We start from the raw sequence: 13,233 nt of genomic DNA on the forward strand, positions 1-13,233 counted from the left end.
CCCTATTCGTCGTCGGACGGTGGCTCGCTGCCGACGACCTCCAGTTCGCGCGGCCGGAAGAAGGCGACGACGCGGCCGGTGCGTGGCCGAAGCTCCGACCATTTGTGATGGTCGAAGTCGATGACGGCGAGCCCGGCGGTGGGGAATTTCTCGGCGATCTCGTCTCGCAGCGCCGGATTGCCGCTGCCGATCAGCTCGAGGGCGCATTCCTGGACCGACGGATTGTGGCCGATGAGGAGCAGCGTCTTCGCCGAACCGCCGAGCGCCGCGATCGAATCGGCATAGGCCTCCGGCGTGACTTCGTAGAGATCGCGCGTGATGCGGATCTCGAGATCGCCCGAGATGACCGGGAGCAGGCCGATCAGCGTCTCGCGCGTGCGTCGCGCCGAGGAGCAGAGGATTCGGTCAGGCAGGAGGCGATGGGTCGCGAGATGCTCGCCGATCATCGTCGCCGCCCGTCGGCCGCGCGGCGCGAGGGGACGGTCGAAGTCGGCTGCGCCGGGAACGTCCCAGGCGGATTTCGCATGGCGAAGCATCAGAAGGCGCATCATCGTGCCCGATCGATCCCGCAGAGGCAGTGCCGTCCCTCGCAAGGGCGGACGAGCGGCGCTCCTAGCACGAAACGGCGTCGCGGTCGAACGCGCGCGGGAGCACCAGCCGGCAGGCCGTGCGCATCGATCCCGCATTGCAACAGATCGATCAAATGCGAGGCTTTCGGCTGACCGTGGATTAAGGAATGGCTCCTTAGCGTCGATGTCGGGACGGGCGGTGAGTCGGAAGCCGCGCGGGACCGCCTACGAAGACCCGGGAGAGTGATCCATGGCGCTGAAACTCGAACTCAAGGCGGGGGAACGGGTGATGCTCGGCGACGTGGTGATCGTCAATCAGGGTGGGCGCACCCGGCTGACGATCGAGGGAGACACGCCGGTGCTTCGCGAGCGCGACCTGCTGCCGCCCGGCGCCGGGACCTCGCTGGCGCGTCGGCTCTATCTCGCCATGCAGTCGCTGCATCTCGCGCGCGATGGCGGCGCCTCGTTCAGGCTGGAGATCGCCCGTCTCGCCGGAGAAATCGTCAGCGAGGCGCCGGAGTGGCGTCCGCTGATCGATGCCATCGACCATGCGATCCGGAACGGGCATACCTATCGGGCGCTGCGCGAGGCGCAGCGGCTCGTCCTCGCCGAAAGCACCGGAGCGCTCGCCGCGACGGGCTGAGACGCCGACCCGTCAGCGGCGGGCGTTGGCGGCGAGCCGCTGCGGCACCGCTCGCCCCAGCCGGTCGGCGCGCGGGAAGGGGACCGGATCGGCGCTGCCGATCTTCGCCGGACGCGGCGGCTCCGCAGCGGCCCTCGCAGCGGCGAGCGCGGCCATGTCGATCTGGAGCACCGAAACGAACTCCTCATGCAGGCGCCGCAGGCGGTCGACGGCGTCGGGGGCGAGGATCTCGAGTTCGTGGCCGATGCCGCGGAGCAGCTCGAGATCGCGGATATAGGCGGCCGCGAACTCGTTCTGCCGGGCCGAGACCGCCGCCGCCGCGACATGCTTGCCGGCTCGGAGCAGCGCGCTCTCCGCCTCGACCAGCTGGAGCAGCGCCTCCATGGTCGATTCGATGGTACCGCAGATTTCGACTGCCGATTCGCGGCTTTCCACCGCGAGTTGCGAGGGGAACGTGGTGGCAAGGGCATGCATGGGCAACGGCGCTCCAGCGTCCGCGGTCCGCCGAGGCGCGGACCGGCGACTGCCATTAGGCACTTGTCATCCTTAACAAAGCCTTTGCCCGTTCGGTCCGGTCTGGCTGAAGCTTCGCCTCGCCGGCTCCGGCCCGCCATAGAGACCACTTCAAAAAACCAAAGATTTCTCAGGATGTTAGGCGGCAATCCTTCGGCGCCGTCGAGGGCGAATGGCCTGCCTGCCATATGACTTTTGCCGGTGTTGTCCTCGGACCGGCACATGGCTATATTCCGCGCCTCGAAAGCCACCGAGCCAGGGGTTGTTCATGACGGCAGACAGCCTTGAAGAGTATCGGCCCTCTGAGGCCGAGCCCTTCATGAACGAACGGCAGAGGGAGTACTTCCGCAGGAAGCTCCTTGCCTGGAAAGAGGATATCCTCAAGGAGTCGCGCGAGACTCTCCAGCATCTGCAGGACGAAAATCAGAACCACCCGGACCTCGCCGATCGCGCATCGTCGGAAACCGACCGGGCCATCGAACTCAGGGCGCGCGACAGGCAGCGCAAGCTCATCTCGAAGATCGACGCCGCGCTCCAGCGGATCGAGGATGGCAGCTACGGTTTCTGCGAGGAAACGGGCGAACCCATCAGCCTGAAGCGTCTCGACGCCCGTCCCATCGCCACGCTGTCGATCGAGGCGCAGGAGCGTCACGAGCGTCGCGAGCGAGTCTATCGGGACGACTAGCCGGCGAAGCCGCGGCCCCTTCGGCGCGGGTGGAACAAAAAAGGCGCTGTCCGAGACAGCGCCTTTTTTGTTGTCGTTGCTGGAAAGCTCAGTTCCGGCGCGTACCGGAGATTTCGCCAAGAAGGCGCGCCATCTCCTTCTCGAGATCATCGACGGCTGCGCCGCGTCCGCGCTGGGCAGCCGCTTCATTCTCTCCCTCTACCGGCGCTTCGTCGGCCATCGGCGGCTCGACGCTCGGCGTGGGCTCACGCGAAGCCCGCATCGGTCGGCCCGGGTCGCTCGCGTTGTTGGGGTCGATGTCGAAGATCGGCTCGAAGCGGAGCGGACGGTCGGCATCCGCCACCGGGGCGCCGAAGGGCTCGTCGCCCAGCGTCGGCGGCACGACCGGCGGTGCCGGCGGGAACATCGGCCGCTGCGGCGCGCGAACCGGCTCCGGGGCGGGCTCCGGCGCGGCGGGTTCGGCGCGCTCCTCGATTGCCGGCGGGCGCGGCGCGACCGGCGTGGCGCGACCGAATCCGCGGCTGGCCGGCTCAGCGGTGCGCGGCTCAGGGCGAACTTCCGCGGGTGCCGGTTCCGGCGTCGACGCACGGCCGCGAGAGCCAGTCAGGAATGAAGTGAGCGGGCGGGACGGGCGCGGAGGCGGCGGGGGCCGAACAGGCTCCGGCGCCCGCTCGGGCGCGGCAGCTGCCGGCTCGATGGCGGTCGGAGCGTCGCTCTCCTGGCCGGTGGAGCCCGTGTTCTCCTCGAACGTCTCCCGCTCCACGACGGCTTCCTGCTCCATCGCGGCTTGGGGCTCGGGCGCGCGTTCGGCCACGACTTCGACCACGGGCGCCATCTCGGCCGGCGGCGCGACAGGGCGCTGCTCCCGGATCACAGGGCGGCGGCGATCGACCGGCGCCGCGCGGTAGGCCGGCGGCTCCTCGACGACGGCGGCGACCTCGACGATCTCCGCGACCACGGCTTCCGAGCGCGGCGGCTCGGGCGCTTCGGCCGGAGACGGCCGCGACTCGGCCAGAGGGCGCGATTCCGGCGCGGCCTGATAGGTCGCCTCGTCCGGCGGGGTGGACCGCGCAACCGGCATCGTGCCGGCGCGGGCCGCCGCTTCGGCGCGGCGCTGCGCGGCCGATGGACGGTGGATGGCACCCTCGACGACGATGTCGGTGGCGCCGCCTATGAGGATCAGATGCTCGACATTGTCGCGGCGCACGAGCACGAGGCGGCGCTTCTGGTCGACCGGAAGCGCATCGAGAATGCTCAGTCGCGGCTGCCGGCTACGGATGGCCGTGCCGCCCATGGTGCCGCCAGTCAGCGTCCTGATCAGCCAGAACACGACCAGAATGATGATCGCCAGCACGGCGAGGGTGATCGCGAATTGCGCGATCAGGGCGCCGGTCGAGCCGAAGATCGGTTCGAGATAGTCACGCATCCCGTTCTCCTGCTGTACCGGCGGGCCGGTACAGGTGAATTCGAAGCCTCAAGAGCTGAAGCACTCTTCGCCCATGCGGGCAGACCATCTAGGCGTTTTCGTGCCCACACATCCAGTTGGCAAGGGGCAGCGGCCACGAATCGGCGTATCAATGCCGAAAAGCCGTTAGGAATTCACTAACCATCCGGTGACCAATCTGGCTCGAATCATGCGCGAATCGCCCGTTCGAGCCGTCTTCCGAGAGTCCGCGATCGTGCTCCTCCGACCGCAATCCATGTCTTCACGAGAGGTTCCCGCCTGCTCGACGATCCTTCGGCCAACCGCCCGGCCCGCCATGCCCGGCGGGCGGCGATGACGACGGGGGCCGGCGTGACGGGGGCGCGCCCGCCGGTGATCGATCGAGGCGGACGGACGGCCGGGATCGGCCGGCTCGTCGTGCTCGCGATCGTGCTGGTCGCCGTGGCGGCCGCCGGCGCGATCCTGCCGGCGGAATCGGCCCAGCCCTTCATCTTCGCGGTGCTCGGCATCCTCGCGGTTGTCGGCGTCTTCACCCTGTTCGCAGGCGCGATCGGTCTGCTGCGATTCGGCTCGGCGGCGCCGCGCGACGATCTCGCCCGCGCCTTCATGGGCTCGATGGCCGAGGGGATCCTGGTGACCGACCGGGAGGGCCGCATCCTCTACGCGAACGGGGCCTATGCCGATCTGATCGGCGCCGACGACGAAACCGATGTCCGGATCATCGAGCGCGTCTTCTCGGGCGATCAGGCGGCGAGCGAGGCCATCTACCGTCTCACGCAATCGGTCCGCCACAATCGCTCGGCGCAGGAAGAGGTGCGGATGCCGTCGGCCCTCGGCGGCACCGGCCCCGGGGGGCCCCGCTGGTATCGCATCACGGCGCGACCGATCGAGACCAGCGATCAGTTCCTGACGGCCTGGCGGCTCGCCGACATCTCGGGCGAGCGCGAGCAGCAGGAGACGGTGTTCCAGGATCTCCAGCACGCAATCGATTATCTCGACCATGCGCCGGCCGGATTCCTCTCCGCTGAGCCCGACGGGCGTATCGTCTATCTGAACGCGACGCTCGCCGAGTGGCTCGGCATCGATCTCGGCGCCTTCAAGCCAGGCGCGATCTCGCTCGGCGACATCGTGCGCGGCGACGGGGCGGCGCTGCTTTCGGGCGGTACCGCCCGGCCGGGCGGCAGCGAGACCGCGGTGATCGACCTCGATCTCGTGAAGAAGAACGGCCAGAGCCTGCCTGTGCGGGTGCTGCACCGTGTGCCCTATGCGCATGACGGCGCGCCGGGTGCGACGCGCACCATCGTCCTCAACCGCTCGCCGGGTGAGGAAGTGTCGGAAGCGCTGCGCGCCGCCGAGGTGCGCTTTACCCGCTTCTTCAATCACACGCCCTTCGCCATCGCCTCCGTCGACCGGCGCGGTCGCATCGGACGCACCAACGCCGCATTCGCGCGCCTGTTCGGGACCGTGCCGCGCGATGCCTCCGGCCGGCTCCGCCTCGTCGACATCGTCGCCGACAGCGCGCGGGCGGCCATCGAGACGGCGCTCGAGGCGGCATCGGCCGGCCATGGCGACATCCCGCCGGTGGACGCGGCGCTGCTCGGCCATGGCGAGCGCAGCATGCGCTTCTATGTGAGCGCCGTGGACGAGGGCGCCGACGAGAGCGAGATCGCGACCGTCTATGCGCTGGAAACGACGGAGCAGCGGGCGCTGGAGCAGCAGTTCGCCCAGAGCCAGAAGATGCAGGCGATCGGCCAGCTCGCCGGCGGCGTCGCGCACGACTTCAACAATGTGCTGACGGCGATCATCGGCTATTCCGATCTTCTTCTCGCCAATCACCGGCCGTCCGACCCGTCCTTCCAGGACATCATGAACATCAAGCAGAATGCCAACCGGGCCGCGGGCCTGGTGCGGCAGCTGCTGGCCTTCTCCCGCCGCCAGACCCTGCGTCCGCAGGTCCTCGCGATCGGCGATGTTCTCTCCGACCTCTCGATCCTGCTCGAGCGGCTGCTCGGCGAGAAGGTCAAGCTTTCGGTGCTGCATGGCCGCGATGTCTGGCCGATCAAGGCCGATCTCAACCAGTTCGAGCAGGTGGTCATCAATCTCGCCGTCAACGCCCGCGACGCCATGCCGAAGGGCGGGCAACTGACGATCCGCACCCGCAACCTCTCGCCGGCCGATTGCGCCGCTTTCGGCTACAAGGCGCTGCCGCCGGCCGAGTATGTCCTCATCGAGGTCGAAGATACCGGCACCGGCATCCCGCCCGAGGTGCAGTCCAAGATCTTCGAGCCATTCTTCTCGACCAAGGAAGTCGGCAAGGGCACGGGCCTCGGGCTTTCCACGGTCTACGGCATCGTCCGCCAGACCGGGGCGCACATCTTCTTCGACAGCGTCGTCGACAAGGGCACCATCTTCCGCATCTTCGTGCCGCGCCATGTCGTGGCCGAGGAGCCGGTCGCGGCCGAGGCCGTCAGCGACAAGCCGCAGCAAAAGACGGACCTCACCGGCAGCGCCAATATCCTGCTCGTCGAGGACGAGGAGGCGGTCCGCGCGTTCGCCGCGCGTGCGCTCGCCTCGCGTGGCTATACGGTGCACGAGGCGGCTTCCGGCGCAGAGGCGCTGGAGGTCATGCAGAAGACCGGCGGCATCATCGACCTCGTCGTTTCCGACGTGGTTATGCCGGAGCTGGACGGGCCCTCTCTGCTGCGCGAACTGCGCAAGACGCGGCCGAACCTCAAGATCATCTTCGTCTCCGGCTATGCCGAGGACGCCTTCGCCAAGAACCTGCCCGACGGCGAGACCTTCAACTTCCTGCCGAAGCCTTTCTCGCTGAAGCAGCTCGCGACGGCCGTGAAGGAGGCCTTGGGGGAATAGCGCGCGGGACCAGCGTTCCGATCATGCCGTAGTTCGGTGGCCGGCTATCCCTTGCATTCGTGCCGCCGAGGATCGAACCTGAGCGCCTTCGATCCCCCGGAGCCGCACATGCTCGATAGTCCGACCCGCGAAAACGTCCCGGCCGGCCAACCCTTCAGCTTCGATCCATTGACGCGCCGCGCCTCGATCGAGGCGCGCGATCCGGGTTTCTATCAGGACCCCTATCCGGTCTTCGAGGCGATCCGCAGCGAGACATCGCATTTCTACTGGGAAGAGTACGGGCTCTGGTGTTTTCTGGGGGCCGCCGACCTGCAGGCGCTCTTTCGCGACAAGCGTTTCGGGCGCGAGATCCTGCATGTCGCGACCCGCGAGGAACTCGGGATTCCGGAGATCCCGGAGCGCCTCAAGCCCTTCACCGATATCGATGCGCTCTCGATGCTCGATCGCGAGCCGCCGGCACACACGCGGCTGCGCGGCCTCGTCAACCGCGCCTTCGTCTCGCGTCAGGTCGAGAAGCTGCGCCCGCGCATCGCCGCGCTCGCGCATGACCTCATCGACCGCTTTGCGGGGGATGGCGAGGTCGAGCTGATCGAGGCCTTCGCGACGCCGATCCCGGTGACCGTCATTGCCGAGCTGCTCGGCGTGCCGGTGGAACGGGCGCCCGACCTCCTCGACTGGTCGCACAAGATGGTCGCGATGTACCAGTTCGACCGGACGCGGGCCGTCGAGGACGCCGCGGTCGCGGCCGCGCAGGAGTTCGTCGCCTTCCTCAAGGAGATCGTCGCCGAGCGTCGGCTGGCGCCTGCCGACGACCTGCTCTCGACGCTGATCGCCGCCGAGGAGGCCGGCGAGCGGTTGTCTGAGGACGAGCTGATCGCGACTTGCATCCTCCTTCTGAACGCCGGCCACGAGGCGACGGTCCATGCCATCGGCAATGGCGTGAAGGCGATCCTCGAATCGGGACTGGAGCCGTCGGCGATGTTCGGCGCGGAGAAGGCCGCGGAGGCCGTCGCCGAGGAATGCCTCCGCTTTGACCCGCCGCTGCACTTCTTCTCGCGCTATGTGCTCGAAGACCTCGACTATGCCGGTCTCCCGCTGAAGAAGGGCGACCGGGTCGGGCTGCTGCTCGGCGCCGCCAACCGCGACCCGGCTCGCTTCGCCGAGCCGGCGAGGTTCGATCCGTTCCGTCCGCCGGCGACGCATTTCGCGTTCGGCGGCGGCATCCATTTCTGTGTCGGCGCCCCGCTGGCGCGGCTGGAACTCGAAGTCGCGCTGCCGATCCTTTTCGAGCGGCTGCCGGGCCTGCGGATCGCGCGGCCGCCGCTCTATCGCGACAGCTACCACTTCCACGGCCTGGCGGCGCTGAACCTCGCCTGGTGAGGACCCGGTCGGACGGGAGGAAATGATGCCGACTCCGGGCGCCCTCAGGAGCATTTCCGCTGGCGTGCTCGACATCGCCTATGTCGAGCGGGGGCCGGCCGACGGGCCGTCGGTCATCCTGCTGCACGGCTTCCCGTACGACGTCCATGCCTACGAAGATGTTGCGGAACGGCTTGCCGATGCGGGCCGGCGCTGCATCGTTCCCTATCTCCGCGGTTATGGTCCGACCCGCTTCCGCTCCGCGCGGACGATGCGTTCGGGTCAGCAGGCTGCGCTTGGGGCCGATCTTCTCGCGCTGATGGACGCCCTCGCGATCCCCAGGGCGGTGCTCGCCGGCTATGACTGGGGCGGCCGTGCTGCCTGCATCGTCGCCGCGCTCTGGCCCGAGCGGGCCTCCGGCCTCGTCAGCTCCGGTTCGCCATACAATATCCAGGCGATCGCCGAGGCGTGGCGTCCAGCGCCGCCGGCCGAAGAGTTTCGCTACTGGTACCAGTACTATTTCCATTCGGAGCGTGGCCGCCGCGCCCTCGACGGGGACCGGCGCGGCTTCTGTCGCTTTCTATGGCGGCTCTGGTCGCCCACCTGGGCGTTCGATGATGCCGAGTTCGAGCGGACGGCCGCGGCATTCGACAACGAGGACTTCGTATCGATCGTCATCCATTCCTACAGGCACCGCTTCGGCGGCATTCCCGGCGATCCGGCGCTCGACGGGATCGAGGCGCGTCTGGCGCTGCTGCCGGACATCACCGTGCCGTCGATCGTCCTCGAGGGCGCCGATGACGGCGTCGATCCGCCCCAGACAGCCGATGACGCCGCACGGCATTTCCGTGCCGCCTATGAGCGGCGCATCCTCCCCGGCGTAGGCCACAACGTGCCGCAGGAAGCCCCGGAGTCCTTCGCGGACGCTGTGCTGGCGCTCGGCTAGCGGCGTCGAGGCTTGCGGGGCGTGGCGGTTTTCGTCTCAATCCGGCTTCCGATCCGGCGTCGACAGAGGACAGGACATCACGATGCACATTGTCAGGCCCACCCTCGTCGTTCTGGCCACACTGGCCGTGACGGGCCCCGCCGCCGCCCAGACCTATTCCGGCGCGCCGCTATCGCCGCCGGCCCTGCAACAAGCCGTCGTCGAGGCGGTGGCCGACCGCATGCTGAACGCGGATGGCGTGGTGGTCAGCGACCTTCGCCTCTCCAGGGCGCGCAGCGGCCATGGCTATTGCGGGTTCGTCGCCGCATCGCCCGGCGCGGCGCGGCAGCCCTTCCACGTCCTGGTGGAGCAGGGGTCGGATCCCGCCGTGCTCATCCTTCCGGAGAAGGGCGACCCGCCCGGCCTGCCGCGCGCCGATGCCGTGCTGCTGCTGACCAATCTCGGCTGCGTGTCTTGACCGGCTGCCTGCGCGGACGCGTCTTCGCGACACGCGCCCGGGCATCGACCGCTCATGCCCCTTGCATCCGGGCCGCATGGCCAGCATCGTCTGTCGGCTAGGGGACAGGGAGCATGAGGTCTTGATCGAGGGCAAGCCGAGCGCGACGGCCTACCGAGCTGCAGTGCGGCGGGCGGCGCATCAGTTGCTGGACAAGCCGGTGATCTTCGACGATCCGCTGGCGCTGACGATCGTCGGCGGTGACCGCGGTTCCGCCGTGGCGCGCGACGAGATCAGCCGCGCCGATTCCGCCGGGGGCGCAGCCCTCCGTGCCTTCATCGCCGCGCGCGCCCGCTTCGCCGAGGACCGGATCGCCGCCGCCGTCGATTCCGGCGTGCGCCACGTCGTCGTGCTCGGCGCGGGGCTCGACACCTTCGCCTATCGCAATCCCTTCGCCGACAGGGGCGTGCTCGTCTACGAGGTCGACCATCCGGCGACACAGGCCTGGAAGCGGCAGCGGCTGCAGCAGACGCAAATCGCCGTCCCGCCGAGCGTCCGCTATGTCGCGGTCGACTTCTCAACCGATCGGCTCGACGAGAAGCTTGCGGCCGCCGGGCTCGACACCGCGGCCCCCGCCTTCTTCACCTGGCTCGGAGTGGTTCCCTATCTGGACGACGCGGCAATCGCCTCCACGCTCGGCGTGATCGCGGCACGGCGGGGCGGTGCCGAACTCGTCTTCGACTATGCGGAGCCGCCCGACAGGGTCGGCATGCTGCAGCGTCTCGCCTTCCTGACGCTCGCCGGCCGCGCCGCGGCGCTCGGCGAACCGATCGTCAGCTATTTCCGCCCGGACGAGATCGAGAAGAAGCTCGCGGCGTTCGGATTCTCGGTCGCCGCCAATCTCGCCGGTCCGGATCTCGGCCGCCTCTATGCGGGCGGCGCGTCAGCGCTCGACAATGCCGCGGTCGGCCATGTCCTGCATGCGGTTCACCCGTCGTTCGCCTGAAGCGCGACGGCGATCTCTGCGGCGAGACGGGCATTGTTGCGCACGAGCGCGATATTGGTCGCGAGGCTGCGGCCGCCCGTCAGTTCCAGCATGCGGCCGAGCACGAAGGGCGTGACCGCCTTCGCGCGGATCCCGGCCCGCGCGGCATCCTCTGTCGCCTGCTCGATATGGACGCGCATCTCCGCGGCGGGAATCTCGTCGGCCTCCGGGACGGGATTGGCGATCAGCATGCCGCCCTTGAGGCCGAGTTCCTCGCGCGTTGCCATGAAGGTCGCGATGGAGGCGGCATCGTCGAGGCGTAGCGGAGAGGGAAGACCGCTGTCGCGGGACCAGAAGGCGGGCAGGGCATCCTGCCCCAACGTCACCACCGGAACGCCGAGTGTCTCCAGCACCTCGAGTGTCTTGGGGATGTCGAGCAACGCCTTCGCGCCGGCCGAAACCACGGTCACCGGCGTTTCGGCCAGCTCGTAGAGATCGGCCGACACGTCGAAGCTCGTCTCCGCGCCGCGATGCACGCCGCCGATGCCGCCGGTCGCGAAGATGCGGATACCGGCGAGATGCGCCGCGATCATCGTCGCGGCGACCGTGGTGGCGCCGGGACGGCGTGTGGCGAGTGCGAAGGCGAGATCGGCGCGCGAGAGCTTCATGACGCCGGTCATCTTGGCCAGCGCCTCCAGCTCGTCGGCCGAGAGTCCGACGCGGATCTCGCCGTCGATGATCGCGATCGTCGCCGGCACGGCGCCGGCGGCGCGCACGACCTCCTCCACGCCGAGCGCGGTGGCGACATTCTCCGGCCAGGGCATGCCATGCGTGACGATCGTCGTCTCCAGCGCCACGAGGGGGTGGCCGGCCGCGGCGGCCGCGGCGACTTCGGGAGAGAGGCGGATGCGGTCGAAGAGCGCCATCGCGTGTTCCGTCCAGAGCGAGTGAGAAGGTCAGGTCACGCTGCGCCAGCTGCCGTCGGGCATCCGGCATGCGGTGCCACGCAACTGCTCGCCGCGGCCGTCGACCACGATGCGATGCGTATAAGGGCGACATTCGCGGCCGTCCACCACCCGCACCGGGCCGGGAATGACCGTGCCGTGGCTCGATCCCGACTCCCACGAGACGGGAATGCCGGCGCCCATGCCGGGGCTGGCGAGGGCCTGCGCCTCGGCGGCCTCGGCGCGGCGCCTGGCACTCTCGTCGAGGCTGCGGCCGATCTGGCTGCCGACGAGGCCGCCGACACCGGCACCGAGCACCGTGGCGCCGACGCGGCCGGCGCCGGAGCCGAACTGGTTGCCGACCATCGCGCCGACGGCGGAGCCGGTCACGCCGCCGATCTGCTGGTTGGTCGGCGCCTGGCAGGCGGCCAGCGCGAAAGCGGCGGCGACCAGCGCGAGGGCCGCAGAAGCCGGACGACCGCGGCGGCTTTCCGCGGTCTTTCGCGAGCGCTCCGCGCGTGGGCGGGGAAGGGCGGTCTGGGGCATGCGCCGGTCTCCTTCGTTACGGCCGATTCGGTTGCAGTGCAGCACAGCCGGACCCTGCGCGAAAGGCTGCGCCGGCGCCGCCGAGGACTCACCCATGCTCGAATCCGCGCGGGGATACAGCTTGCGGATGAGAACAAAACGTGTACAATGTTCTCAGTTTGATCGACTCCGGACAGTATGGAATAAGGGCTCATCTCACATGTCGCAAACTTCTCTCCGTCTCGTCGAAGGGGCCACCATGGACAAGTCGAAAGCGCTTGATGCCGCGCTGAGCCAGATCGAGCGCGCCTTCGGCAAGGGCTCGATCATGCGTCTCGGGAAGAACGAGAAGGTGGTCGAGATCGGCACCGTCTCGACCGGGTCGCTCGGGCTCGACATCGCGCTCGGGATCGGCGGGCTGCCGCGCGGCCGCATCGTCGAGATCTACGGGCCGGAATCCTCGGGCAAGACGACGCTCGCCCTGCACACTGTCGCCGAGGCGCAGAAGGCCGGCGGCATCTGTGCCTTCGTCGACGCGGAGCATGCGCTCGATCCGGTCTATGCACGCAAGCTCGGCGTCAATCTCGACGACTTGCTGATCTCGCAGCCCGATACCGGCGAGCAGGCTCTGGAGATCGCCGACACGCTGGTGCGCTCCGGCGCCATCGACGTGCTGGTCATCGATTCGGTTGCCGCGCTGACGCCGCGCGCCGAAATCGAGGGCGAGATGGGCGAGAGCCTGCCCGGCCTGCAGGCCCGCCTCATGAGCCAGGCGCTCAGGAAGCTCACGGCCTCGATCTCGAAGTCGAAGACCATGGTGATCTTCATCAACCAGATCCGCATGAAGATCGGCGTCATGTTCGGCAATCCCGAGACGACGACGGGCGGCAATGCGCTGAAGTTCTATGCCTCGGTGCGTCTCGACATCCGCCGCATCGGCGCGATCAAGGACCGCGACGAGGTCGTCGGCAACCAGACCCGCGTCAAGGTGGTCAAGAACAAGCTTGCCCCGCCTTTCAAGCAGGTCGAGTTCGACATCATGTATGGCGAGGGCGTCTCCAAGACGGGCGAACTCATCGATCTCGGCGTGAAGGCCGGCATCGTCGAGAAGTCCGGCGCCTGGTTCTCCTATGACAGCCAGCGCCTCGGTCAGGGCCGCGAGAACGCCAAGATGTTCATGCGCGACAATCCCGAGATCGCGCAGAAGGTCGAGCTCGCCATCCGTCAGAATGCCGGTCTTCTCGCCGAGGCCCTTCTCTCGAAGGACGCGGCGGGCGAGGATGACGGCGACGAGGCACTGGAAGCCTGAGGCG

At 68.6% G+C, this 13,233-nt stretch carries 13 protein-coding genes; 8 read left to right on the forward strand and 5 right to left on the reverse strand.

What is annotated here, in order from left to right; genetic code table 11:
* Positions 1-2: 2 nt before the first annotated feature.
* Positions 3-551, reverse strand: coding sequence for a SixA phosphatase family protein (locus tag QO015_RS21015; RefSeq protein WP_266284128.1), 549 nt, complete (start codon positions 549-551; stop codon positions 3-5).
* A gap of 268 nt (positions 552-819) precedes the next feature.
* Here QO015_RS21015 and QO015_RS21020 point away from each other — a divergent pair, with 268 nt between their 5' ends.
* Complete coding sequence (locus QO015_RS21020; protein ID WP_266284129.1) at positions 820-1,212, forward strand: flagellar biosynthesis repressor FlbT; 393 nt, start codon at positions 820-822, stop codon at positions 1,210-1,212.
* 12 nt (positions 1,213-1,224) lie between these two features.
* Here QO015_RS21020 and QO015_RS21025 read toward each other — a convergent pair whose 3' ends face one another.
* Entirely contained in the window at positions 1,225-1,686 is a 462-nt protein-coding gene (locus tag QO015_RS21025; RefSeq protein ID WP_266284130.1) for a hypothetical protein, read from the reverse strand.
* Between the two features lie 307 nt (positions 1,687-1,993).
* Between QO015_RS21025 and dksA the strand changes: the two genes are divergently transcribed.
* The gene (dksA, locus tag QO015_RS21030) at positions 1,994-2,410 is read left to right on the forward strand and encodes an RNA polymerase-binding protein DksA (protein WP_266284132.1); all 417 of its coding nucleotides are present in this window, start codon (positions 1,994-1,996) and stop codon (positions 2,408-2,410) included.
* A gap of 88 nt (positions 2,411-2,498) precedes the next feature.
* On the opposite strand, the gene QO015_RS21035 is transcribed toward dksA, so the two are convergent.
* The gene (locus QO015_RS21035; RefSeq protein ID WP_266284134.1) at positions 2,499-3,836 is read right to left on the reverse strand and encodes a flagellar biosynthetic protein FliO; all 1,338 of its coding nucleotides are present in this window, start codon (positions 3,834-3,836) and stop codon (positions 2,499-2,501) included.
* Between the two features lie 351 nt (positions 3,837-4,187).
* Between QO015_RS21035 and cckA the strand changes: the two genes are divergently transcribed.
* The 5 genes from cckA (at position 4,188) to QO015_RS21060 (ending at position 10,472) form a co-directional block, all read left to right on the forward strand.
* The gene (gene cckA / locus QO015_RS21040) at positions 4,188-6,725 is read left to right on the forward strand and encodes a cell cycle histidine kinase CckA (protein WP_266284136.1); all 2,538 of its coding nucleotides are present in this window, start codon (positions 4,188-4,190) and stop codon (positions 6,723-6,725) included.
* A gap of 108 nt (positions 6,726-6,833) precedes the next feature.
* Positions 6,834-8,105 carry a cytochrome P450 gene (locus QO015_RS21045; protein ID WP_266284137.1) on the forward strand — a complete coding sequence of 424 codons (1,272 nt, stop codon included), beginning with the start codon at positions 6,834-6,836 and terminating at the stop codon, positions 8,103-8,105.
* A gap of 22 nt (positions 8,106-8,127) precedes the next feature.
* Positions 8,128-9,030 carry an alpha/beta fold hydrolase gene (locus tag QO015_RS21050; protein WP_266284138.1) on the forward strand — a complete coding sequence of 301 codons (903 nt, stop codon included), beginning with the start codon at positions 8,128-8,130 and terminating at the stop codon, positions 9,028-9,030.
* Positions 9,031-9,112: 82 nt separating this feature from the next.
* Positions 9,113-9,487, forward strand: coding sequence for a hypothetical protein (locus QO015_RS21055; RefSeq protein ID WP_266284139.1), 375 nt, complete (start codon positions 9,113-9,115; stop codon positions 9,485-9,487).
* 121 nt (positions 9,488-9,608) lie between these two features.
* Positions 9,609-10,472, forward strand: a complete 864-nt coding sequence (locus QO015_RS21060) for a class I SAM-dependent methyltransferase (protein WP_266284140.1) — start codon at positions 9,609-9,611, stop codon at positions 10,470-10,472.
* Here the strand turns inward: QO015_RS21060 and QO015_RS21065 are convergent.
* Together QO015_RS21065 and QO015_RS21070 are read right to left on the reverse strand one after the other, a co-directional pair.
* The gene (locus QO015_RS21065; protein ID WP_266284141.1) at positions 10,454-11,377 is read right to left on the reverse strand and encodes a pseudouridine-5'-phosphate glycosidase; all 924 of its coding nucleotides are present in this window, start codon (positions 11,375-11,377) and stop codon (positions 10,454-10,456) included. The genes QO015_RS21060 and QO015_RS21065 overlap by 19 nt on opposite strands.
* A gap of 30 nt (positions 11,378-11,407) precedes the next feature.
* Entirely contained in the window at positions 11,408-11,941 is a 534-nt protein-coding gene (locus QO015_RS21070) for an RT0821/Lpp0805 family surface protein (protein ID WP_266284142.1), read from the reverse strand.
* A gap of 199 nt (positions 11,942-12,140) precedes the next feature.
* On the opposite strand from QO015_RS21070, the gene recA reads away from it, so the two are divergent.
* On the forward strand, positions 12,141-13,229 hold the full coding sequence (gene recA, locus QO015_RS21075; RefSeq protein WP_266284143.1) for a recombinase RecA: 1,089 nt from the start codon (positions 12,141-12,143) through the stop codon (positions 13,227-13,229).
* Positions 13,230-13,233: the final 4 nt, after the last annotated feature.

Origin of the sequence: Kaistia geumhonensis (assembly GCF_030815145.1) — a bacterium.
Taxonomy (GTDB): domain Bacteria; phylum Pseudomonadota; class Alphaproteobacteria; order Rhizobiales; family Kaistiaceae; genus Kaistia; species Kaistia geumhonensis.